The sequence below is a fragment of the Crystallibacter permensis genome, assembly GCF_025960875.1.
Classification (GTDB): Bacteria; Actinomycetota; Actinomycetes; order Actinomycetales; family Micrococcaceae; genus Crystallibacter; species Crystallibacter permensis.
The window spans coordinates 1-22,646 of the sequence record NZ_JAODLR010000028.1 but is presented as its reverse complement, the minus strand read 5'-3'; the positions used below and the strand labels follow the sequence as shown (position 1 = coordinate 22,646).

Sequence of the window (22,646 nt, the reverse complement as noted above, 5' to 3'; positions counted from 1 at the left end):
CAACTCTTTCTCGCGGCAGGAGAGGCGCACTCCCCCGGATCTCCGAAATATCTTGACGTGTCGGCCACATCACAATTAGCCTATCACTCAACACTTGTTGCCTAATAGGCAAACTCTTCATTTTTCCTGCTCCAGGAGTCTTCTTCCCATGGATGGTCAAATCATCAACGTCATCATTGTGGTCGCCTACTTGGCCGCAATGCTGCTATTCGGCTGGTGGGGCAAGTCCCGCACCAAGAACAATAGCGATTATCTCGTGGCCGGCCGCCGACTCGGCGGCCTGCTCTACACCGGCACTATGGCCGCCGTCGTTCTTGGCGGTGCCTCCACCGTTGGCGGCGTTGGCCTTGGCTACACGTTCGGACTGTCCGGCATGTGGCTGGTGGTGGCCATCGGCACCGGCGTGCTGCTGCTGAGCCTGCTCTTCGCGCCCACCTTGCAGAAATTGAAAATCTACACGGTGGCACAGATGCTGACCCTGCGGTACGGCGTCAGCGCCACCAAGGTTTCGGGCATCGTCATGCTCGCCTACACCCTGATGCTGTGCGCCACGTCGACAGGCGCCTACGCGACCATCCTGGTGGTGCTCTTCGGTTGGGAACGCTGGCTGGCCATCACCGTAGGCGGCGCCATTGTGCTGATCTACTCCACCATCGGCGGCATGTGGTCCATCACGCTGGCGGACATGGCACAGTTTGTCATCAAGACCATCGGCGTCTTCCTGCTCATGCTGCCGTTTACCTGGAACGCCGCCGGCGGACTGGACGGGATCCGCGAGCGCGTTGACGCCTCCTTCTTCGACCTCGGCGGCATCGGCGCGCAAACCATCATCACGTACTTCGTGGTCTACACCCTGGGCCTGCTGATCGGGCAGGACATCTGGCAGCGCGTTTTCACCGCCCGGTCTCCGGAAGTTGCCCGCTGGGGCGGCGCGACCGCCGGCATTTACTGCATCTTCTACGGTGCGGCCGGCGCCCTGATCGGAATGGCGGCCGCCGTCGTTATTCCGGGCCTGGAGAACCAGGACGATGTCTATGCGGACGTCGCGATGAACCTGCTGCCCATCGGCGTCGGCGGTATTGTGCTGGCCGCCGCTGTAGCGGCGATGATGTCCACTGCCTCCGGCACGCTGATTGCCGCCGCCACCGTGGCCAAGGCCGACGTGGTGCCCTTTGTCCGCTCCTGGTTCGGTAGGCCGGCCCACCACGAGCACGGCGAAAACCCGGGGCACGATGTGCAGGGCAGCCGCTGGTACGTCCTCGGTCTCGGCGTCGTGGCGATTGTGCTGGCCATCCTGGTCCAGGACGTGGTCGCCGCACTGACCATCGCCTACGACATCCTGGTCGGCGGATTGCTCATTGCCATCCTCGGCGGCCTGGCGTGGAAGCGCGGAACCGGTCTCGGCGCCGCGGCGTCCATGGCCGCCGGCAGCGTGGTCACCCTGACCACCATGATCATCCTTGAGGTCAACGCGGAAAACCAGTACGACGGCATTTACGCCAACGAGCCGATCTACTATGGATTGATCGCCTCGCTGGTCGCCTACGTAGTGGTGTCCCTGGCAACCAAGCCGACCGACCCGGCCGTGCGAGAGGCCTGGGATCTGCGGGTCGCCGGCGCCGTTTCGGAGGAAGTGCCGGTGGAAGGCCCGGAAGAGGTCCGCAACCGCTGACCTGCGCTGTTCCTGCTGAGCCTGTTGTTCCTGCCCGCCGGCTAGCCACCCACGGGCAGGAACAGCACCGTGTAAATACCCAGCGCCCCCAGGACGAAGACGCTGGCGGAGGTAAAAAGGACACCAACGACGTCGGCGTGTACCGTTTCGGAGGCAATGCCGCGGACAGCGCGGTGGTACCGGATTTTCTGGGTGAGGTTGATGGCCAGGGCCGTCATGAGCGTGACGGCTACCAGGATCCCGGCGAACCAGCCGTGGTGCGGCATCCAGCGTAGGAAGATCGCGGCGGCAACAACCATCGCCATGGTGGTCCGGCCCCAGGCGAGGGACGTGCGCTCGGGCTGGAGTCCGGCGTCGTTGTGTTCGGGTGCGGGACCTTGGCGCGGGGCCATGGTCAGAGGGGCCTCAGGACGACGAAGACCACCAGGATCGCCGCGACCACTGCCCCGCCGATGGCCAGGATGGGCGCGATCAGCGGCAACGGCAGCGGGGTTTTGTGCCGCATGGCCCGCTCCACGTTCAGCCACCGGAAGAAGGCGCCGGCACCGATCACCATGGCCAGGACCAGCAGGAGGATGGCCACCGTCTTGCGGACCTCGGTGATGAACAGTTCGGTGGTGAACGCCTCGACGGCGATGCCGCCGGCCAGCAGCGCCAGCGAGGTGCGGATCCAGGCCAGGAAGGTGCGCTCGTTGGCCAGGGTGAAACGCGGGTCCGGTTCAGCGCCGCCATGCAAAAGCCTGGTGGAGAACTTGCCGCGTCCGGGTGCGGGATCCGGGGTAGGAGATGCCGAGGTAGCCACGGCTCCATCCTAACGGCGGCCTGTCTTCATCCCGGCATCGCGGGTCGCCCATTACCCCGGGGTCCACCCCCATGAACCCTGGCCTGTGTGCCGGCTAACGCCCTGCCTCAGGGAACTTCGGGACCTGCCACGGTATGATGAAGGTTGCGAAGGGGAGTAGCTCCACCGCCTGTCGGCGAATTTCCGGTTTATCGGGAAGTTCTGCCATGGAACGGCGTGGAGGCCTGTCGACATACTGGCCAGCACGATGGTGGCCCGGCAGTCCACCTGATCCTGCATCAATCCGGCAGGCTTCGGGCGAGCGAGACCTTCGGTCAGTTGCCGTATAGCTGGCCGGAGCCATCCCGTCTCCGGTCCATGATCAGGAGCATCGCCACCATGAGCCCTTCCCGCGAAGGACCCGCCCAATCCAGCCAGGCCCCGCCGTCGAGCCGGGATATCAGACTCTGGCGCCGCTATCTGGCCGACGAACGCGCCGAAGCGGCCATCTACCGGGACCTGGCCCGGCGCCGCGACGGCGAAGAACGAGCCATCCTGCTCGAACTGGCCGAAGCCGAAGGCCGGCACGAACAGCACTGGCGCGACTTGCTCGGCGAACACGCGGACAAGCCTGCGCGGCCATCCTTCCGGCGCAGTCTGCTGCGCACCATGGCGCGGTGGTTCGGCTCGGTCTTTGTCATGGCGCTGGCGCAGCGCGCCGAGGGCCGCTCCCCCTACAGTTCCGAACCGGCCGCCACGAATGCGATGGCCGCCGATGAGCTGATCCACGAAGAGGTCATCCGTGGTCTCGCCACCCGCGGCCGGGCAAGGCTGTCCGGAAACTTCCGTGCCGCGGTCTTCGGCGCCAATGACGGACTCGTCTCGAACCTGGCCCTGATCATGGGCATCGGCGCCACCGGCGTCTCCAGCGGCTTCATTCTCTTCAGCGGCATCGCCGGCCTGCTGGCCGGGGCGCTGTCCATGGGCGCCGGCGAGTACGTTTCCGTGCGTTCCCAGCGCGAACTGCTCAGTGCAACAAAGCCAACCCAGATCACGCTGACCGCGGCTCCGGACCTGGATCTGAAAGCCAATGAACTGGTTCTGGTTTACCGGGCACGCGGCATGACCCCTGAAGCGGCCGAGCACCGGGCAGCGGAACGGATGGGATATCTGGACTGCGACTGTGATCCCAGCCTATCCCTGCACCCCGGGCTTGAGGAGGTCGAGTACCAGGAGATCGGTACCGGCTGGAATGCAGCCATCTCCAGCTTCCTGTTCTTCTCCAGCGGTGCGCTCGTTCCGATCCTGCCGTACATCTTCGGTCTGCAGGGCCTGCCGGCCATACTGGTCTCGCTGGTTCTTGTTGGCCTGGCGCTGCTCGTGACCGGAGGAATCGTCGGCTTGCTCTCCGGAGCTTCGCCGTTCAATCGGGCGATGCGGCAGCTGGGGATCGGCTTCGGGGCAGCCTTGGCAACCTATCTTTTGGGCCTGCTGTTCGGGACCGGGGTCGCCTGACACTTCCGGGCTGGCCGAGGAACTGAGCTGGCCGAGGAACTGCGCTTGCCCCGGAAACTATGGAGCCGTGAGCTCCACCGCCGCCTCCACCGAGTCGACCAAATGGATAGCCTCCTCCATCGCCCGTCCGCGGGCCAGCGACTGCAGCAGCGGCCACACGGGAAGCTCCTCGGTCCAGTACGAAGCGCCGACCAGGATCATCGGCGAGAGCTTCTCCGGCGTCGCATAATAGTTTTCGCACGCGTCCTGGAAGATCTCCTGCACTGTTCCGCCCGCGCCGGGCAGGAAGACGATGCCGCCGTCGCACCGCTCCAGCAGCACGGCCTCACGAATGGCATTGGCGAAGTACTTGGCTATGTGCGTGGCGAAGAGATTCGGCGGTTCGTGCCCGTAGTGCCAAGTCGGAATGCCAAGATTAACGACGCCGGCGGGGTGCTGTTCGAGGACCCGCGCCGCCGCCCTGGCCCAGGCCGTTACGGAGGGGCGGAAGGAAGGCACTTCGGCCAGCGAGGCAAGCGCCTGTGCGAAAGCGCTGTCCTCCGCCGATGACAGGTAGGCCCCGAGATTCGCGGCCTCCATCGCACCCGGTCCACCGCCGGTCGCCACTGCACACCCTGCATTCGCGAGCTGCCTGCCCAGGCGGGCCGCGTCGTCGTACGTTGCGCTTCCCCGCTCCGCAGCATGCCCGCCCATCACGCCGACCACTTTCCGGCCGTTGAAGCCCGGGCCGTCGAACAACGCGTCCATGGCATCGCCGACGGCGTGGTCATGCAGGCTGGCCGCGAGGGTGGCATCGAGATTCACCCGGGCAGCAGGCTGCGTGGACCAGGCGTAGATGAGCGCGTCCGGCGTCGCCTCATACTCCGCCTCGGACAGGCCATCGAAGAGTTCGGCGGGCGTATACACCGCGGCACGGTAGGCATCGAACGGGATACCGGGAAGAACGGGGAACAGCAGCGCGCCGCGGGAGCGCAGCCACTCCTCCATTCCGGGCTCGAAGTCGCAGCCGAGGAAGATCGCGCCGGAGGGATCCAGGTCCCGCAGCACGCCGGTCCGTTCCCGCAGGTCCACGGACTGGAAGTGCCAGCCGCTCAAGGATTGCCCTGCCCCGGCCCGCAGCGTCTTGGCGCCCTCCGCTACGAGCCGGTCGAACTGCTCAAGCGTCTCGATTTCGAGGACCCGCGGCTCTTTATGCAGTGCTGGTGATGCGCCCATGGAGCAAGCTTAGCCACCGCTTGTCCAGCCGTGGTTCAGTGTCGGCTGGGCTCGGCCTGCCGGACGGCTTCGCCGTCGTCGTTGGCCGTGATCAGCACGTTGCCCTCCGCGAGCGCCTCCGGCATCACTTCCGGCTCCAGCGAGGTTGCCAGCGGCTTCTCCTTGATGAACAGGCAGAGCACGGCGGCAGCCAGGGCCAGCGGGAACATGAAGGCGAACAGCGGCATGAGTGCCTCGTTATAGGACTCGACGATCGGTGTCTGGATGGCTTCGGGCAGGCCGTGGACCATTTCCGGGGTCAGCGAGTTGCCGCCACCGGTGGCGGCAACGGCATCAGCAGGCAGCCGTTCGTTCAGGAAGCCCACCAGCCGCGAGGCAAAGAGACTGCCGACGACGGCGGAGCCCAACGTGGCGCCGATCTGGCGGAAGAAGTTGTTGGCCGCCGTCGCCGTCCCCACCTGCCGCGCGGGGAACGAGTTCTGCACAATGAGCACGAGGATCTGCATGTTCAGGCCCAACCCCAGGCCCAGCAGGCCAAGGTTCAGGCAGATATGCCAGACCGCGGTGTCGGCGTGGACCAGCCCCATGAGCACCAGCGCGACCGCGAGGATGGCCGAACCGGCAATGGGCATCCACTTGTACCGGCCGGTCTTGGACACCAGCGAGCCCGAGATCACGGAGGCTGCCAGCAGCGCACCCATCATCGGAATCATCAGCAGGCCGGCCTCCGTAGCGGTGGCCCCGGTGGCCATCTGCAGATAGGTAGGCATGTAGCCAATGGCGCCGAACATCGCCACCGAAACCAGCAGGCCGGAAATCGTGGTCAGGTTGAAGTTGAGGTCCCGGAACAGCTCCATGGGGATGATCGGTTCCGCGGTGCGGCGCTCCACCAGAACAAAGAGGAACGCAGCCAGCACGGTGCCGGCGATCAGGGAGATGATGACCGGGTCGGACCAGTCGTAAGTGCTCCCGCCCCAACTGCTGACCAACACCAGTCCGGTGGTGGCAGTGGCCATCAGCAGGATGCCCCAGATGTCGAGTTTGGGCCGGCTGGTCTTGGCCGGTGTCTTGAGGAAGAAGATCGCGCCCAGCAGGGCCAGCGCGGCAACCGGTACGTTGAACCAGAAGGTCCAGCGCCAGCCCGGGCCCTCCGTCAGCCAGCCGCCGATCAGCGGGCCCACCACGGAGGAAAAGGCGAAGACGCCGCCCATCCAGCCCATGTACTTGCCGCGTTCGCGGGCGGGCACCACGTCGGCAATGATGGCCTGCGAGAGGATCATGAGGCCGCCGCCGCCCAGGCCCTGGACGATGCGGGCGGCAATGAGCCAGGTCATGTCGAGGGCCAGCGCACCGATGATGGAACCGACCAGGAAGACGAGGATCGCCCCAATGAGCAGGGATTTGCGGCCGATCAGATCGCCGATCTTGCCGTAGATCGGCATCATGATGGTGGAGGCCAGGATGTAGCCGGTAATCACCCACAGCATCAGGTTGGCACCGTTGAGTTCGCCGACGATGGTTGGCAGGGCCGTGCCCAGGATGGTCTGGTTCAGCGCGGCAAGCAGCATGGCCAGCACCAGGGCCACAAAGACCAGCGCCAGTTTGCCGTGCTGCGCGCCGCTTTCGACACTTGCGGGTTTGCTCACAGAAGTTCCTTCAGAATGTTGCGCATCAGTTCCATGCCCTGATCGAGGGCCTCGGACTGGGATTCGCGGGTGGGATGGGATGTGGTTTTTTGGATGGCAAAGCGCAGGCTTGCACCGGCGACGAGGACAAGCATTTTGGCGACGTCGTCCACGGTGTTGCCGGCCGGGGCGGTGGCCCACCTGCTCGACTGGGCGAGCCGTTCGGCCACCGCATCGGTGACGAGTTGCTCAACCTTGACGATGTACTGGAACCGGCGGTGCATCAGCTGCGGATACCTGCAGATGACCTCGCGGCACCGGTTGCCGTCCTCGTCTGCGCTGCCGTGGATAGTGCGGGTCACGGCGTGCATCAGATGGCTCACGCTTGCCAGCAGGTCACCGTCAACATCGAATTCCGCCAGCATGGACTCGTCGACGAAAGGTTCCTGCAGTCCAAGTACGGCGTCTTCCTTGGAGGCGAAGTAGTTGAAAAAGGTACGCGGGGAAACGCCGGCGTCGGCCGCCACGGCGTCCACGGTCACGCATTCCAGCCCCTTGTCCAGGGCGGTGCCGGATGCGGACAAGTGCAGTGCCGCCCAGGTCTCGGCGCGTTTGCGGTCCCGCAGGGAAAGTAGTTGACTCACCGAACCATTATTGCAGTCACTGCAAAAATACACAACTGCAAAGTTTCAGGAGTGCAAAAGGTCACGCCGGGGCGGTTAAACAGCGACGGCGACCCTCACCTGAAAAGGTGAGAGCCGCCGTCGTTGTTAGCCAGCGGTGCCGCAGGCTGCGCCGTGTCAGATTAGCGCAGCACTACGGTCCGGTTTCCGTGCAGGATGACGCGGCCTTCGCAGTGCCACTTCACGGCGTTGGAGAGCGCCTTGCATTCGGTATCCCGCCCGGCCGCAACCAGGTCCTCGGGGCCGAAGGTGTGGTCCACGTCCACCAGCTGCTGGGCGATGATCGGGCCCTCATCCAGCTCGCTGTTGACGTAGTGCGCGGTGGCGCCCACGGTTTTCACGCCGCGCTCGTACGCCTGGTGGTACGGCTTGGCCCCCTTGAAGCTGGGCAGGAAGGAGTGGTGGATGTTGATCACGCGGCCGGCCATCCGGGTGGCCAGCGAGTCGCTGAGCACCTGCATGTAGCGGGCCAGGACCACCAGATCCACCTCGAAACGGTCCACCAGTTCCAGCAGCTTCGCCTCGGCCTCGGGCTTGGTGTCCGGGGTGACCGGGATGTGGAAGAACGGGATGCCGTGCCACTCCACCAGCCGCTGGTGGTCGCGGTGGTTGGACACCACGGCGACAATCTCCACCGGCAGCTCCCCCGTGCGTGCACGGAACAGCAGGTCGTTCAGGCAGTGCCCGAACTTGGAAACCATGATCATCACGCGCCGCTTGGCCCCGTGCCGGTCGAGCTCCCAGCTCATCCCGAAACGTTCGGCCACCGGCCCGAAGTCCTTGCGCAGCGCTTCCTCGTCCAGCGCCTCCCCGGTCGAGGAGGCCACATGGACCCGCATGAAGAAGTGGCCCAGGCGCCTGTCGTCGAACTGCTTGAGTTCGACGATGTTGCAGCCGTGTTCCAGCAGCACTCCGCTGACCGCGTGCACGATGCCCGGGGCCTCCCGGCAGTCCAGGGTCAGCACCAGCTCACTCGCCACCTCGGCCCCCGGAGCGGGTTGTTGTTCAGCACTCAATGACGTTGACGGCCAAGCCACCACGGGAGGTCTCCTTGTACTTGATCTTCATATCCTTGCCGGTCTCGCGCATCGTTTTGATGGCCTGATCCAGAGAGACCTTGTGCTCACCGTCCCCCTGCAGGCAGAGCCGCGCGGCGTTGATCGCCTTGACGCTGGCGATCGCGTTGCGCTCGATGCAGGGAATCTGCACCAGCCCTCCTACAGGATCACAGGTCAGCCCCAGGTTGTGCTCGATGCCGACTTCGGCAGCGTTTTCAACCTGTTCCGGTGTGCCGCCCAGCACCGCACACAGCGCGCCGGCGGCCATGGAGCAGGCCGAACCCACTTCGCCCTGGCAACCGACTTCTGCACCGGAGATGGACGCGTTCTCCTTAAAGAGGATACCCACTGCCGCCGCCGTGAGCAGGAACTCGACCACGCCGTCGCCATCCGCACCCGGGACAAACCGGGTATAGAAGTGCAGCACGGCCGGGATGATGCCGGCCGCCCCGTTGGTCGGCGCGGTGACAATCCTGCCGCCGGAGGCGTTTTCTTCATTGACCGCCAGCGCGTAAAGATTGACCCATTCCATGGCCCAGAGCGGATCCGACTGCGGGCTGCCGCTGGTGGCGGCCGCTGCCTCGGTCTGGCGCAGCTTGCGCCGCAATTCAGGAGCACGACGGCGGACCTTCAGTCCCCCGGGCAACCTCTCCTCCGTGCGGGTACAGCCGTTTTCCACGCACTGTTGCATGACCGCCCAGATGTGCAGCAGCTGTGAGCGGAGCTCGGTTTCGCTGCGCCAGGTGAGCTCGTTGGCGAGCATGACCTGGGCGATGGAGAGGCCTTCGGTCCGGCAGTGCGCCAGCAACTGGGCACCGGTGGTGAACGGGTAGGGCAGGGCGGTGGTGTCTTCGACGATCCGGTCCGCTCCGGCCGCATCCTCGTCCACCACGAAGCCGCCACCTACCGAGTAGTAGGTGCGTTCGCGCAGCAGGTCTCCGGCGTCGTCGTAAGCGAAGAAGGTCATGCCGTTCGGGTGTGCCGGCAAGGCCTTGCGCCGGTGCAGGATCACGTCGGCGTCCCAGTCGAAGGACACCGGGTGCTCCCCTGCCAGCGCCAGCTTCCGTGCCGCGACGGCGTCCCGGACCTGGGCGTCGGCCGTATCCGTGTCCACCGTCTCCGGGTCCTGGCCCTGCAGGCCCAGCACCACGGCCTTGTCCGAGCCGTGGCCGAAGCCGGTGGCACCCAGGGAGCCGAACAGCTCGGCCCGGACGCGGGCAACTGCGGTCAGTTGCCCGTCCCGGACCAAGCCGTCGGTGAACCGCTTGGCCGCCCGCATCGGCCCCACCGTGTGCGATGAGGAGGGGCCGATGCCAACGGAAAACAGATCAAGTGCGCTCAGCGCCATTACGGTACCTCGGGCGAAGCGAACTCCGTCATGGCGTCCAGCAGCCAGCGGGCGGTGTAGTCCGCGAAGGAGGCGCGCGGCAGGATCCGGTAGGTCTGCGACCCGCCTTCCTCAGCCGTTTGCCACAGCAGCACCGGCACCGGGCCGAGCTGGGTCATGACCGCGGTGCCGGGTGTGAAGGCCCGCGGGTGCAGGTCCACGTGGCAGCCCTTCTCCAGCACGGCGCGTGCCGAGGGTCCGGTCAGTTCCACCGTGGTGCGGTTCGCCGAGAGATCGACGACGGCGCCCGGCTCGGCCCCGAGGGCTTCGGTCAGCGCCGTGGTGGCGTTGGAGCCTTCCGGGCCGACCAGCAGGAACTCGTCCGGGCCCAGCCACAACAGGGCGGTTCCGTCAACGGAGCCCGTCACCTGTCCATGGCCGGCCGGCAGCGGCAGGCCCAGGGCTGCCTCAAGTGCCTTGGCGCCGGCCGAACCCGGCTCGGCCCGCAGGCCAACCATATTCAGGAACGGGATTTCGCGCAGGCTCACGCCCCGTTCGCCGGACACGGCACCTTCACGGATTGCCTCTTCCAGATGTGCCAGTGGACTGCGGCGCAGCGCTGCAATATCGGTCAATACCTGTTCAGCCATCACGACGGCTCCCTTCGGGATCGTAAAGTACGGGTTCTGCGATGACGACGTCCACAAGCTGCCCGCCGAGCGGGGCCTGCAGCGTCTCACCGATGCGGTTGCGGCCATTCTTGATCATGGCCAGGCCGAAGCTACGGCCCAGCGCGGCGCTGTGGTAGCTGGAGGTCACGTGGCCTTCCATCGGCACCGGCGCTTCGGCCGGGGCGATGCGGGTGCCCTGGTTGACCAGCTGCGCACCCTCTTCCAGGCGGAACGACTTGTCCACCGGCAGGACGCCGACCAGCTGCTTGCGGTCCTCGCGCAGGTTGTCCACCCGCGAGTAGGAGCGCTTGCCCACGAAGTCCTTGACCTTGGAGACCACCCATTCCATCCCCGCGTCCTGCGGGGTGACGGTGCCGTCCGTGTCCTGGCCGACGATGATGAAGCCCTTTTCGGCGCGGAGCACGTGCATGGTTTCGGTGCCGTACGGGGTGATGTTGAACTCCGCACCGGCTTCGGCCACGTCTTCCCAGACCTTGAGTCCGTACCAGGAGGACACATTGATCTCGAACGCCAGCTCGCCGGAGAACGAGATCCGGCAGATGCGTGCCGGAATACCGGACGCGAGCGTGGTTTCCTTGAAGGCCATGAACGGGAAGGCGTCGTTGTCCAGGTCCAGCTCCGGCGCCAGCTTGGCGATCACGGCGCGGGACTTCGGTCCAACCACGGCAACGGTGGTGTACTGCTCCGTGACGGAGTTGCAGACCACGTCCAGTTCCGGCCATTCGGTCTGCAGCCATTCCTCCAGCCAGTCCAGCACCTTAGCGGCTCCGCCGGTGGTGGTGGTCATGAAGTAGCGGTCCTCGTCGAGGCGCAGGGTCACGCCGTCGTCGAAAATCATGCCGTCAGGAGTGCACATCAGGCCGTAGCGGCCCAGCCCCGGCTTGAGCTTCTTGAACGCGTTGGTGTACATCCGGTTGAGGAACTCACCGGCGTCCTTGCCGCGGATTTCGATCTTGCCAAGCGTGGTGGCGTCCATGAAGCCGACGCTCTCACGCACGGCGGCGCATTCGCGCAGCACGGCCGTGTCCATGTCCTCGCCCGGCAGCGGGAAGTACCAGGGGCGCTTCCACTGTCCGACATCCTCGAACAAGGCACCGTGGGCCACATGCCACGGGTGGATCGAGGTCAGCCGCGCCGGGTCGAAGAGCTCCCCGCGCTGGCGCCCGGCCAGTGCCGTGAAGGCTACCGGCGTGTAAGGGGCGCGGTAGGCGGTGGTGCCGATGCTGCCGACGTCGGTGTTGTTCAGCGCCGCCGCGATAACACCGATGGCGTTGATGCCGGAGGTCTTGCCCTGGTCATTGGCGGTGCTGATCGAGGTGTAGCGCTTCACGTGCTCCACGCTGCGCATGCCGGCACCGGTGGACCGCAGCACGTCGGCCACGGTCTGATCGCGCTGGAAGTCCACAAAGTGGGTCTTCCAGTCTGCGACCTCACCCTCAAGTCCCGGAACCAGCCACAGCGGGCGGCTCGGGGCGAGGGTTTCGGGTGCGGCGGCGGGAACCAGCGCGTTGGCGCGGAAGCCTGCCCGGGTGGCGGCCTCAGCACCGGCCTGGGCTCCCTCCTCAAGGCAGCCGGCCAGATCCAGGTTGCCGTTGAGGGCACCTGCGGTCTGCTGGTCCTTGACCTCGCGGCCGGGGACGAACGCGGCGAGCGCCTCATCCCACTTCAGCTGGCGCTCACGCTGGCTGTGCAGATGGACCACCGGGGTCCAGCCACCGGAGACTGCCAGCAGATCCGTTTCGATCGTTTCCGGCTCACCGGTCAGCTGCCCGTCGGCGTCCAGACCGCTCACGACGACGGCGCTGATCCTTCCGCCGTCGTTGTTGCCTTCAGTGTCCACCACGGCGCTGCCGGTGATGAGGCGGATGCCCGCCGCTGCCAAGGCGTCGGCCGCGTCGCCGCTGACCTCAGCCCGGGAGTCGACCACGGCCGCAATTCCGACGCCGGCCGCCTGCAGATCCGCAACCAGCTTGTAGGCGGAGTCATTGGTGGTGGCGACGACAACCTTGTGTCCGGCCGCCACGGCGTAGCGGTTCAGGTAGCTGCGCACGGCGGAGGCCAGCATGATGCCGGGGCGGTCATTGTTCGCGAAGACGATCGGGCGCTCGTGCGCACCGGTGGCGAGCACCACCTGCTTGGCGCGGACATGCCAGATGCGTTCGCGGGAAACGCCGGAACCGAGTTCGCCGGTCAGGTGGTCGGTACGGCGCTGCACAGCGACGATGAAGTTGCTGTCGTAGCTGCCGAACGCGGTGGTGCGCGACAGGAAGGTTACTTCCTCGGCGGCAGCCAGTTCGGCGGTGGTCCGGGCGATCCAGTCCTGGGCGGGCAGGCCGTCGATGACTTCATCCCGGCCGGACAGCAGCGAGCCGCCGGCTTCGGGCTGCTCATCCATCAGGATGACGCGGGCACCGCTCTTGGCAGCTTCGCGGGCTGCGGCCAAGCCGGCGGGGCCGGCGCCGACAACCAGGACGTCGGTGTGCACGTACTTGCGGTCGTACACGGCCTTGTCCGTGCGCGGGTCCAGCTGGCCCAGGCCCTGAAGCAGCTTGGCGTCCATGCCGTCCGTCAGCTCCACGGTGGTTGCCGGCAGCATGGACTCGTCCACGTGGCTTTCGAAGCGCGCGCTGATCTTGACCAGGGCATTGGCTTCTTCCACACCGGCGGAGAGGATGCCGCGGGGACGGTCGAGGTAGAGCGAATTCCCTACCGTGACCTTGCCGGCAGCAAGCATGGCCGAGGCAAGCGTGTCACCGGCGAAGCCGCTGAATGCCTCGCCGTCGAGCGTAAAGGCCAGGGGCTTGGTGCGGTCGATCCGCGCAGCGGCTGTCGCTTCAACGGCGAGCCGCTGGGACTGGTTGGCACTGGGGGCGGTCACTTCGCTCCTCCTTTAACTGACTGGACCTTGGCGCCGGCTACGTTACCGGCGTCGATCTGTGGTTTTTTCTCGCCGGGTTTGTACACGGCCTTGATGTCATAGCTGACGGTGTCACGCACCGCATTGAACCAGCGCCGGCAGCCGGTGCTGTGCACCCAGCGTTCGGCGAAGAGGCCCTTGGGATTGGCGCGGTAGAAGAGGAACTTCGACCACTCCTCGTCGCTGAGCTGGTTCGGATCTGCGGGGTAGGCCACGTGGGCCTCGCCGCCGTAGTGGTATTCGGTTTCGTCACGCGGCCCGCACCAGGGGCATTCAATCAGAAGCATCGTGGTTTTCCTTCCTAGTGGGCTACGGCTGCGGCGCCGTGTTCGTCGATCAGGTGCCCGGTTTCGAATCGGTCCAAGGCAAACGGGGCGTTGAGCGGGTGCGGCTCGTCCATCGCGATGGTGTGGGCGAAGGTGAAGCCGGCACCCGGGGTGCCCTTGAATCCGCCGGTGCCCCAACCGCAGTTCACATAGAGCTGGTCGATGGGGGTCTTGGACACGATCGGGGATGCGTCCATGGTGGTGTCCACGATGCCGCCCCAGGTGCGCAGCACGTGGGCACGGGCGAAGATCGGGAAGAGCTCGACGGCGGCAGCCATCTGCTCCTCGATCACATGGAAAGCGCCGCGCTGGCCGTAGCCGTTGTAGCTGTCAATGCCCGCGCCCATGACCAGTTCGCCCTTGTGTGCCTGGGAGACATAGACGTGCACGTGGTTGGACATGACGACCGTCGGGTGGACCGGCTCATGCAGCTCGGAGACCAGGGCCTGCAGCGGGTGGGACTGGATGGGCAGTTCGAAACCGGCCAGTTCGGCCAGCACGGAGCTGTGTCCGGCCCCGGCCAGGGCCACCTTGCCGGCATTGATCCGGCCGCGGTTGGTTTCGACGCCGACCACGCGGTTGCCGTCCTTGATGAAACCGGTGACCTCGCAGTTCTGGATGATGTCCACGCCCATCTCGTCGCACTTGCGTGCGAAGGCCCAGGCCACATGGTCGTGCTTGGCGATGCCGGCGCGCGGCTGGTAGGTCGCGCCCATGATCGGGTAGCGGATGTCATCCCCGGTGTTGATGATCGGGCAGAGTTCCTTGACCTGTTCCGGGGTGATCCACTCCGCGTCCACACCGTTGAGCACATTGGCGTTGACGCGGCGCACGCTCTCGCGCACGTCCTGCAGGGTGTGCGCGAGGTTCATGACGCCGCGCTGGCTGAAGAGGAAGTCGTATTCCAGTTCCTCGGGCAGCTGCTCCCACAGCTTCAGCGAGTGCTCGTAGATGCCCGCGCTCTCGTCCCACAGGTAGTTGGAGCGGATGATGGTGGTGTTGCGGGCCATGTTCCCGCCGGCCAGCCAGCCGCGCTCCAGCACGGCGATGTTAGTCATACCGAAGTTCTTGGCCAGGTAGTACGCGGTAGCCAGGCCATGTCCGCCGCCGCCAACAATAACGGCGTCGTACGAAGATTTGGGCTCAGGATTCCGCCACAGGAAATCCGGGTGCTCTGGCAGCAGATCAGCCATTACAGTGCTCCGTTCGAAGTATCAGCATTCAGGTTCGGGTAGAGGGGGAATTTATCGGCCAGGACGGTGACCCGGTCCTGGAGCTCCGAGGTCAGTTCCTCGGTTAGTTCATGGGTCAAAGCCGTGGCAATGATGTCGGCGACCTCGGCGAATTCGGCATCGCCGAAGCCACGCGTAGCCAGCGCCGGCGTACCAATCCGCAGGCCGGAGGAGACCATCGGCGGGCGCGGGTCGAACGGGACGGCGTTGCGGTTGACGGTGATGCCCACGCGGTGCAGCCGGTCTTCGGCCTGCCGGCCATCCAGCTCCGAGTTGCGCAGGTCCACCAGCACCAGGTGGACGTCGGTTCCGCCGTTGACCAGGCTAATGCCGGCCGAGGCCACATCGTCCTGGAGCAGTCGGTCGGCCAGCAGGCGCGCGCCCTGCAGCGTCCGCTGCTGACGTTCCTTGAACTCGGGTGACGCGGCCATCTTGAACGCAACGGCCTTGCCCGCGATCACGTGCTCCAGCGGCCCACCCTGCTGGCCGGGGAAAACAGCCGAGTTGATCTTCTTGGCCAGCTCCTGCTTGGACAGGATCACGCCGCCACGGGGACCGCCGAGGGTCTTGTGGGTAGTGGTAGTAACGACGTCGGCGTACGGCACCGGGTTCGGATGCAGTCCGGCAGCGACCAGCCCGGCGAAGTGCGCCATGTCGACCATGAGGTAGGCGCCGACAAGATCGGCGATGCGCCGGAACTCGGGGAAGTCCAGCTGACGGGAGTAAGCGGACCAGCCGGCCACGATGAGTTTCGGCTTGCTCTCGACCGCTAGGCGCTCAACTTCGGCCATATCGATCTTGTGGTCTTCCTCGGACACTCCGTAGGAAACAACGTTGTAGAGCTTGCCGGAGAAGTTGAGCTTCATTCCGTGCGTCAGGTGGCCACCGTGGGCCAGGTCCAGGCCGAGGATCGTGTCGCCCGGGTTCAGCAGCGCGAACATAGCGGCGGCGTTGGCCTGCGCACCGGAGTGCGGCTGGACGTTGGCGGCCTCAGCGCCGAAGAGTTCCTTGACCCGGTCGATAGCCAACTGCTCGATTACGTCGACGTGCTCGCAGCCGCCGTAATAGCGCCGTCCGGGGTAGCCCTCGGCGTACTTGTTGGTCAGGACAGAGCCCTGGGCTTCCATCACTGCGGTCGGGGCGAAGTTCTCGGAAGCGATCATTTCCAGCGTCGACTGCTGGCGATCCAACTCCTGGCCAATGGCTGCGGCGACCTCTGGATCGGCGCTTGCCAGCGGGGTGGTCAGGGTAGACACCATTCGTTCTCTCCTTTGAAAAACAACTAATGTGTATCTGATATATCAGAACTGGTTGTAATAGTATGATGGTGATCACAGCCTGTCAACAGCCGTAAAATTTGTCGGCAAGAATCCCGCCCAGCCAAGGAGCGAGCCCATGAGCATCATTGCTGAATCGGCCCACAGTGCCGATCTGTCCCTCTCGCTGGCCGAGCGCGCCTACCGTGAACTCAGGGACAAACTCATCATGCTGGACATCCGCCCCGGGGAACCGATCAATGACGGGCAACTGGCCGCCGAGATGGGCATCGGCCGTACGCCTGTCCGCGAGGCGCTCAAGCGTTTGGAGATCGACCACATGGTCACCTCCTATCCGCGCAGAGGAACCTTTGCCACCATCGTTGACATCACCGCCCTGGCCGATGTTTCGGAACTGAGGCAGGCGCTTGAGCCCCTGGCTGCCCGGCGGGCCGCCCGGATGGCCAGTTCCGAGGTCAAGGAAGAGTTGCACAATCTGGCCCGCGACATTGAACGCCTCGACGGCCAGAAGCCCCAGAAGCATGCGCTGATGCGCTACGACCTGAGCGTGCACCGGCTAATCTACAAAGCCGCGGGCAACCAGCATCTGGAAGAAACCCTCATCCGGCTGGACAATCTCGCCACGCGCATCTGGTGCCTGGTGCTGGACCGCGTACCATCGATCGCCGGCCACATCACCGAACACGTGGAACTGCTGGACGCGATTGTTGCCGGCGATACAGACAAAGCCGGCACTTTAGCGTTGGAACACGTCACGAGTTTCGAAGAGACCATCCGGAAGGTTCTCTAGTTTTCGACGGAAGACCGGGCATCCGGTGGCGCCAATCCGGCTCAGGACGAACGGAAATAGCGCCCAAGCCGTGCGGCCAGATGAAGCCCCGCTAGTCTGTCGGTACCGCGGGGGTCCCCGCCGATGAGCTCGAAAATCTTCTCCAACCGGTTGTACAAAGACTGGCGCTCAAGGTGCATCGCCCGCGCAGTTTCCGCCGTGTTGCAGCCGGAGGCCAACCATTCGTCAAGCGTTTCGAGCAAGCGCGAACGTCGGGCGTCATCGTGTGCAATGAGCCCGCCGAGGAGCTCATCCACCACGTGATGTATTGCTTCGTCGCCGGAAGCTTGGGACGCCAAACGTTCTATCACGAAAGCATCTGCGTCGATAACGGAACCAGGCCCAGTCCCCGCGGGGGCCAGATCGAAAGTCAGCCTCGTCTCCGCAAGGGAGCGCGCGGCATCGGCAATCCCCGCCGACACGGGACCGACCACCAATACCTGGGGTTGGTCGACCACACCCGCTTTTAATTCAGACAATAACGTTGCCCGGCGGGCACGCGACCTCTTTGCGGGAAGGGCTGCCACAGCGACCATTTCTTGCTGCTGGACATAAACAATGGCCTTTGTCTGGTATTTGCGGACCAGCCGCTCGACGCCGGCCCAACGACAGCCGGCTCCCAGCGGCCTACCGAGAACGACCACAAACTGGTCGTCGGGATCCATTCCGGCTGTTCGGCAAAGCTGCCTCAGCCGCTGGCCTTGGACTCCGCCCAAAATAGATCGCACCAACTCCTTGCCCGCAACGTCCACAAGATCCGGCGTGTGCCGTCCATGCAACGCCAGCGCCAGGATGCTCGCTGCCCGGTCACCGACAACCTGCGCCCATGAGCTGTCGCCATCCGTTTTGGGGCAGAGGCGCAAGGAAGCTGTCACCGTACCCCGCTGGGAGATATCGAATTCGAGTGGAGGGAGATCGCCTTCGGACTGGGTTTCGGCAGCCGCCGGCGCCATTGCCTGCTCGATGACCGTTCCTGCCCCGTCCAGGACCGTCACATCGGCCGGGATCTCTCTGGCAAGGAGCTGCAGGAGCTCCTTCAAGCCTCCACCGTTCGCCAGCTCGGCTGCCAGATTTTGGGACAGAACATCCGCTTGGCGCAGAAGGTCGACCGATCGGGTGACCAGGAGACTGTTGATGGACTGGGCTATCTGCACAAAGGGTGCAACCTTCCGCAGTTCAATCAGGGGCAACTCATGTGCCTCGGCTGTCTGGATGAGATCAGCGGGAATTGTCTTCAATGGTCCGCCGGATTCGATGCCGAGGGCGGCAATACTGCGGGCAGCGAGGTCGCGGATGTACTGCTGCCGCTGTTCCGCGGATGCAGCTGCGAGTTCTACACCGCCGGTCAGGAGCAGCTCTCCGCCGCTGAGCAGCGGAGCGATATCCATGACTTCGCTTGAATGAACCCACCGCACCTGGCGTCCGGGCACAAACGCGGCGCCCGCACGGACAATAGGACCAGCCCTTCGGAACGCCTCGTGGTTGAGTACCTCATCGAGCTCAATGTTCATTGACGTTTTGTCCAGTTCATTTAGTGCCTATGCGACATATCGAATATAGATCATGTGACTCATCCCACATAGCATTGACGCAGTCCCAAAACTCACCGGAGGAATCTAATGATTCAGAACCAACAGGGCACCCCTTCTTCCCCCACCACAGGTTCTACGTCGCACGACGACGTGGAGCAAGACCTGCAGTGCATTCCCGAGTCCTCCCGGACGCGCAAAGTGTCAGGCCAATTCTGGATCTGGGCAGGCGCGAACCTCGCGCCTATCAACTGGGTTCTCGGAGCTCTCGGCATCAACCTCGGCCTCGGTTTCGCCGACACCGTAACGGTCCTCGTCCTCGGCAACTTGATCGGCATGGTGCTGTTCGGCTTCTTCGTCCTGCTCGGCCAGAAAACCGGCGCCACCGGAATGGTCCTTGCACGTGCAGCATTCGGCCGCCGAGGCAACTACATACCGGCTACCATCCAGGCAACACTGGGCATCGGTTGGTGCGCAGTCAACACCTGGATCATCCTCGACCTGGTCATGGCCCTGTTCGGGAGCATCGGCTGGGTAGACCCGACCCAGGAAAATTACGCCTGGAAGATCGGCGTTGCCGCACTCATCATGGGGCTGCAGGTCCTGATCGCCTTCTTCGGCTACAAAGCCATCGCTGCCTTCGAACGCTGGACCGTTCCGCCCACGATCCTGGTCCTCATCGCCATGTCCGCTGTCGCGTGGTTCGGCATGGATATCGACTGGAGCTATGCCGGTCCGGTAGGAGAAATCCTCACGGGCACCGAACGTATCGCAGCCATGAGCGCCGTCATGACCGCCATCGGAATCGGCTGGGGAATCACCTGGTTCACTTACGCGGCGGACTACTCACGCTTCGTGAGCACCAAGACCTCGAAGAAACGTCTGTACCTGGCTTCGGTGCTGGGCCAGTTCATCCCGGTCGTATGGCTCGGCGTACTCGGCGCCAGTCTCGCAACGAAGAGCGGAAGCATTGATCCCGGGCAGCTCATCGTGGAAAACTACGGAGCTCTGGCCATCCCCGTCCTGCTGATGGTTCTGCACGGCCCCATCGCCACGAACATCCTGAACATTTACACGTTCTCGGTGGCAGCACAGGCCCTCGATGTACGCGTCAAGCGACGCGTCCTGAACCTGATTGTCGGCGTCTTCGCCCTGATCGCAGTCATCTTCTTCATCTACCAAACCAACTTCGCGGCCATACTCGACTCGTGGCTCATTGGGCTCGTCGCCTGGGTTGCATCCTGGGGAGGCATTATGCTGGTCCACTACTACGGCATTGAGCGCCGCCAGCCCCAGGACCCGACCCGCCTCTTCGACCCCATCGGCACCCACAGGCTGCCCGTCGTGAACTGGGCAGGAGTGACCGCCCTGTTTGCCGGCATCTTCGCCACGTGGCTGTTCATGTATGGCATTCTCCCGGCCACGCAGGGCCCCATCGCCGTCGCCATGGGCGGACTGGACCTGTCCTGGCTCGCCGGCGGACTGACCAGCGCCACGGTGTACGCAATTCTCGGCCCGCGCATCCACCGCCGCTATGCCGCCAGCATCTCCAACCTTTCCATGCCGGAGCCCGCAGCTGTGCCTAAAGAGAAGGAGCGCGGCCGCCATCTGGATGCAACCCACGGCGGCGTGTCCTGACGGCCTTCCCATCAGCAAGTCAATGAGTAATCCTTGGGAGTGCAGCCTTATGCCTGCAGTTACTTGACACTCTCCCCTGTACGGCCGGAGCTGGCACTCAGCTCCGGCCGTACAGACGTTTCCCAGTTAAAGACACAACCAACCGAACCGGAGCAGCATGCCTACCTTGTCACGACCCAGTTTCGAAGCCGCCGTGGAAGCTGCACGAAAGAGCATGTCAACGGGTGGTGTTCCCATAGGCGCCGCCCTCGAGCGAAACGGCCAGTTGATCGCCACGGGACACAATCAACGGTTTCAGCAAGGGGACCCTACTGCCCACGGAGAAATTGATTGCATTCGGGCAGCCGGCCGCCAGAACACCTATACGGACACCGTTCTCTACACCACCCTGGCGCCCTGCGCGATGTGCGCCGGAACGATCATCCAGTTCAAAATCCCGACCGTCGTCGTTGGCGAATCCACCACTTTTCCAGGTGAACTGGACCTTCTGCGGTCACGGGGTGTTGAGGTCATCGTCCTCAACGATGAGCGGTGCACACAGCTCATGCAGGACTTCCAGCAGGCCCAGCCGGAGCTGTGGGCGGAAGACATTGGCGAACTCACCGAGAACCAGTTGAACCAGCTCAAGTAAATTGCCGTAAGAACAACGCTGTTGCGCGCCCCTTCCCGGAAACTCCGGGAAGGGCGCTTTCTTTTGCCCAAAAGGATTGACAGTGACACAGGGCACATCTTATGGTTGACGCAACACTGTTGCAGTGAATGCAACTCCACCAAAATCTGGATGGTTTTCCCCCATGAAACTAAGCAAAACTCGGGCAGGCAATGGCGCCCCCGTTCCAGGAACGAAAGATGTACCCGCTGTGGCCTTTTCCAATGACGGTGATCCCTCCCTCAGCGGCCAGCGCCGGCTTGAGCCGAACGTTGGCCGGGACACCCGGCGCAAGGTCATCGCCGCGAGCTTTATCGGTAACTTCGTCGAGTGGTTCGACTACGCGGTCTACGGCTATCTCGCCGTCACCATCACGGCCGTGTTCTTCCCGGAGTCCGATCCGCAGACCGGGCTCCTGCTGACCTTCGCGCTCTTCGCCATCTCCTTCCTGGTGCGGCCTCTGGGCGGCTTTGTCTGGGGGCATATCGGCGACCGGATCGGCCGGCGGACCGCCCTGTCCTGGTCAATCCTGATCATGTCCGCGGCCACGTTCTGCATCGCGCTGATCCCCGGCTACGCGACGATCGGCATCTGGGCCCCGATCCTGTTGCTGATCATCCGGGTCGTGCAGGGCTTTTCCGCCTCGGGTGAATACGCCGGCGCGTCGGCCTTCCTCGTCGAGTACGCCCCGCCGAACCGGCGCGGTCTATATGCCGCCGTCGTGCCGGCCAGCACCGCCACCGGCCTGCTGCTCGGCTCGCTGCTCGCGGCGCTGCTGACCGGGCTGCTCGATGACAGCCAGATGCAGGACTGGGGATGGCGGCTGCCGTTCCTGCTGGCCGCCCCGATGGGCCTGATCGGCCGCTACATCCGGACCCGGCTGGAAGACACCCCGGCCTTCCGGGCGCTGGCCGCCGAAGACCACGCCGTGAAGGCGCCGGTCAAGGACATGTTCCGCACCCATTGGCGCCAGCTGCTGCAGGCCGTCGGCGCGGTGCTGCTCAACGCCGTCGGTTTCTACGTCATCCTCAGCTACATGCCCACCTACCTGTCACAGGAACTTGGCCTGGGCGCCACCGAGTCCTACATCGCGACGACAATCGCCCTGCTGACGTACATCGGCTTCATCTTCCTGACCGGCATGCTCTCGGACCGGTTCGGCCGCAAGAAGGTCCTCATCACCGCCTCCGTGCTGTTCATCGTGCTGACCGTTCCTGCGTTCAGCCTGCTGGGCACCGGCAACTTCCTGGTCATCGTCCTGGTCCAGATCCTGCTCGGCGCGATGCTGACCCTCAACGACGGCACGCTGCCCAGCTTCCTGGCCGAAATGTTCCCGACCCGCGTACGCTACAGCGGCTTCGCGGTGAGCTTCAACCTCTCCAACGCCCTCTTCGGCGGCACCGCGCCGATGATGGCAACACTGCTGATCGCCGCGACCGCGAGCAACCTGGCGCCGGCGTTCTACCTCGTGGCCGCCGCGATCATCTCCCTGGTCGCTGTCTCGCTCTCCCGCGAAACCAGCAACGAACCGCTGCGGCACGAATAAATGCTTCCCCCACCCATCGCTACATCAATAACTGATTCTTTAGGAGATTCAATGTCCATCGCAGCTGCTCCCGCCAACTCCGTCGCCGAGCTCGAGCGCCTGAAGGTCCTGCACAACGGCACCAAGCAGAAGCTG

19 protein-coding genes are annotated in these 22,646 nt (G+C 64.5%); 6 read left to right on the top strand and 13 right to left on the bottom strand.

Annotation, left to right across the window (positions count from 1 at the left end; translation table 11 throughout):
- The first annotated feature begins 148 nt into the window (after positions 1-148).
- The gene (locus B0G38_RS21020; protein WP_264671256.1) at positions 149-1,672 is read left to right on the top strand and encodes a sodium:solute symporter family protein; all 1,524 of its coding nucleotides are present in this window, start codon (positions 149-151) and stop codon (positions 1,670-1,672) included.
- A 41-nt stretch (positions 1,673-1,713) separates the two neighbouring features.
- On the opposite strand, the gene B0G38_RS21015 is transcribed toward B0G38_RS21020, so the two are convergent.
- Positions 1,714-2,064 (bottom strand): DUF202 domain-containing protein, encoded by a 351-nt coding sequence (locus B0G38_RS21015; protein ID WP_264671255.1) that lies wholly within the window; start codon positions 2,062-2,064, stop codon positions 1,714-1,716.
- Positions 2,065-2,066: 2 nt separating this feature from the next.
- A complete protein-coding gene (locus B0G38_RS21010; RefSeq protein ID WP_264671254.1) occupies positions 2,067-2,474 on the bottom strand; it encodes a YidH family protein in 408 nt (135 codons plus the stop codon).
- Positions 2,475-2,852: 378 nt separating this feature from the next.
- Here B0G38_RS21010 and B0G38_RS21005 point away from each other — a divergent pair, with 378 nt between their 5' ends.
- Complete coding sequence (locus tag B0G38_RS21005; RefSeq protein ID WP_264671253.1) at positions 2,853-3,968, top strand: VIT1/CCC1 transporter family protein; 1,116 nt, start codon at positions 2,853-2,855, stop codon at positions 3,966-3,968.
- Between the two features lie 57 nt (positions 3,969-4,025).
- On the opposite strand, the gene B0G38_RS21000 is transcribed toward B0G38_RS21005, so the two are convergent.
- The 10 genes from B0G38_RS21000 to glyA form a co-directional block, all read right to left on the bottom strand.
- Positions 4,026-5,183 (bottom strand): LOG family protein, encoded by a 1,158-nt coding sequence (locus tag B0G38_RS21000; RefSeq protein ID WP_264671252.1) that lies wholly within the window; start codon positions 5,181-5,183, stop codon positions 4,026-4,028.
- Between the two features lie 35 nt (positions 5,184-5,218).
- Positions 5,219-6,829 (bottom strand): MDR family MFS transporter, encoded by a 1,611-nt coding sequence (locus B0G38_RS20995; RefSeq protein WP_264671251.1) that lies wholly within the window; start codon positions 6,827-6,829, stop codon positions 5,219-5,221.
- Complete coding sequence (locus B0G38_RS20990; protein WP_264671250.1) at positions 6,826-7,452, bottom strand: TetR/AcrR family transcriptional regulator; 627 nt, start codon at positions 7,450-7,452, stop codon at positions 6,826-6,828. Before B0G38_RS20990 ends, B0G38_RS20995 begins: the two co-directional genes overlap by 4 nt.
- Positions 7,453-7,613: 161 nt before the next feature.
- Positions 7,614-8,471, bottom strand: a complete 858-nt coding sequence (gene purU, locus B0G38_RS20985) for a formyltetrahydrofolate deformylase (RefSeq protein WP_264671249.1) — start codon at positions 8,469-8,471, stop codon at positions 7,614-7,616.
- Positions 8,472-8,496: 25 nt separating this feature from the next.
- Positions 8,497-9,897, bottom strand: coding sequence for an L-serine ammonia-lyase (locus tag B0G38_RS20980; protein WP_264671248.1), 1,401 nt, complete (start codon positions 9,895-9,897; stop codon positions 8,497-8,499).
- On the bottom strand, positions 9,897-10,526 hold the full coding sequence (locus tag B0G38_RS20975) for a sarcosine oxidase subunit gamma (RefSeq protein ID WP_264671288.1): 630 nt from the start codon (positions 10,524-10,526) through the stop codon (positions 9,897-9,899). The genes B0G38_RS20980 and B0G38_RS20975 overlap by 1 nt, the downstream gene beginning before the upstream one ends.
- Complete coding sequence (locus B0G38_RS20970; RefSeq protein WP_264671247.1) at positions 10,519-13,446, bottom strand: sarcosine oxidase subunit alpha family protein; 2,928 nt, start codon at positions 13,444-13,446, stop codon at positions 10,519-10,521. The genes B0G38_RS20975 and B0G38_RS20970 overlap by 8 nt, the downstream gene beginning before the upstream one ends.
- On the bottom strand, positions 13,443-13,772 hold the full coding sequence (locus B0G38_RS20965) for a sarcosine oxidase subunit delta (RefSeq protein WP_264671246.1): 330 nt from the start codon (positions 13,770-13,772) through the stop codon (positions 13,443-13,445). Before B0G38_RS20965 ends, B0G38_RS20970 begins: the two co-directional genes overlap by 4 nt.
- A 14-nt stretch (positions 13,773-13,786) precedes the next feature.
- Complete coding sequence (locus B0G38_RS20960; protein WP_169997161.1) at positions 13,787-15,004, bottom strand: sarcosine oxidase subunit beta family protein; 1,218 nt, start codon at positions 15,002-15,004, stop codon at positions 13,787-13,789.
- Positions 15,004-16,302 carry a serine hydroxymethyltransferase gene (gene glyA, locus B0G38_RS20955; protein ID WP_264671245.1) on the bottom strand — a complete coding sequence of 433 codons (1,299 nt, stop codon included), beginning with the start codon at positions 16,300-16,302 and terminating at the stop codon, positions 15,004-15,006. Before glyA ends, B0G38_RS20960 begins: the two co-directional genes overlap by 1 nt.
- Positions 16,303-16,438: 136 nt before the next feature.
- Between glyA and B0G38_RS20950 the strand changes: the two genes are divergently transcribed.
- Positions 16,439-17,110 carry a GntR family transcriptional regulator gene (locus B0G38_RS20950; RefSeq protein ID WP_264671244.1) on the top strand — a complete coding sequence of 224 codons (672 nt, stop codon included), beginning with the start codon at positions 16,439-16,441 and terminating at the stop codon, positions 17,108-17,110.
- Between the two features lie 41 nt (positions 17,111-17,151).
- Here the strand turns inward: B0G38_RS20950 and B0G38_RS20945 are convergent, their stop codons facing one another.
- Positions 17,152-18,660 (bottom strand): PucR family transcriptional regulator, encoded by a 1,509-nt coding sequence (locus B0G38_RS20945; protein ID WP_264671243.1) that lies wholly within the window; start codon positions 18,658-18,660, stop codon positions 17,152-17,154.
- Positions 18,661-18,768: 108 nt separating this feature from the next.
- Between B0G38_RS20945 and B0G38_RS20940 the strand changes: the two genes are divergently transcribed.
- The 3 genes from B0G38_RS20940 to B0G38_RS20930 all read left to right on the top strand — a co-directional run bounded on the left by B0G38_RS20940 (position 18,769) and on the right by B0G38_RS20930 (position 22,511).
- On the top strand, positions 18,769-20,316 hold the full coding sequence (locus tag B0G38_RS20940; protein ID WP_264671242.1) for a purine-cytosine permease family protein: 1,548 nt from the start codon (positions 18,769-18,771) through the stop codon (positions 20,314-20,316).
- Between the two features lie 157 nt (positions 20,317-20,473).
- Positions 20,474-20,947, top strand: a complete 474-nt coding sequence (locus B0G38_RS20935) for a nucleoside deaminase (protein WP_264671241.1) — start codon at positions 20,474-20,476, stop codon at positions 20,945-20,947.
- A gap of 229 nt (positions 20,948-21,176) precedes the next feature.
- Positions 21,177-22,511 carry an MFS transporter gene (locus B0G38_RS20930; protein WP_264671240.1) on the top strand — a complete coding sequence of 445 codons (1,335 nt, stop codon included), beginning with the start codon at positions 21,177-21,179 and terminating at the stop codon, positions 22,509-22,511.
- Positions 22,512-22,646 lie beyond the last annotated feature (135 nt).

Excerpts from the sequence above, each read along its gene's own strand:
- glyA (WP_264671245.1), bottom strand. The coding sequence starts at position 16,302 with ATGGTGTCTACCCTGACCACCCCGCTGGCAAGCGCCGATCCAGAGGTC.
- B0G38_RS21000 (WP_264671252.1), bottom strand. The coding sequence starts at position 5,183 with ATGGGCGCATCACCAGCACTGCATAAAGAGCCGCGGGTCCTCGAAATC.
- B0G38_RS20950 (WP_264671244.1), top strand. The coding sequence starts at position 16,439 with ATGAGCATCATTGCTGAATCGGCCCACAGTGCCGATCTGTCCCTCTCG.
- B0G38_RS20975 (WP_264671288.1), bottom strand. The coding sequence starts at position 10,526 with ATGGCTGAACAGGTATTGACCGATATTGCAGCGCTGCGCCGCAGTCCA.
- B0G38_RS20940 (WP_264671242.1), top strand. The coding sequence starts at position 18,769 with ATGATTCAGAACCAACAGGGCACCCCTTCTTCCCCCACCACAGGTTCT.
- B0G38_RS21005 (WP_264671253.1), top strand. The coding sequence starts at position 2,853 with ATGAGCCCTTCCCGCGAAGGACCCGCCCAATCCAGCCAGGCCCCGCCG.
- B0G38_RS20965 (WP_264671246.1), bottom strand. The coding sequence starts at position 13,772 with ATGCTTCTGATTGAATGCCCCTGGTGCGGGCCGCGTGACGAAACCGAA.
- B0G38_RS20945 (WP_264671243.1), bottom strand. The coding sequence starts at position 18,660 with ATGAACATTGAGCTCGATGAGGTACTCAACCACGAGGCGTTCCGAAGG.
- B0G38_RS20980 (WP_264671248.1), bottom strand. The coding sequence starts at position 9,897 with ATGGCGCTGAGCGCACTTGATCTGTTTTCCGTTGGCATCGGCCCCTCC.
- B0G38_RS21020 (WP_264671256.1), top strand. The coding sequence starts at position 149 with ATGGATGGTCAAATCATCAACGTCATCATTGTGGTCGCCTACTTGGCC.
- B0G38_RS20935 (WP_264671241.1), top strand. The coding sequence starts at position 20,474 with ATGCCTACCTTGTCACGACCCAGTTTCGAAGCCGCCGTGGAAGCTGCA.
- B0G38_RS20960 (WP_169997161.1), bottom strand. The coding sequence starts at position 15,004 with ATGGCTGATCTGCTGCCAGAGCACCCGGATTTCCTGTGGCGGAATCCT.
- B0G38_RS21015 (WP_264671255.1), bottom strand. The coding sequence starts at position 2,064 with ATGGCCCCGCGCCAAGGTCCCGCACCCGAACACAACGACGCCGGACTC.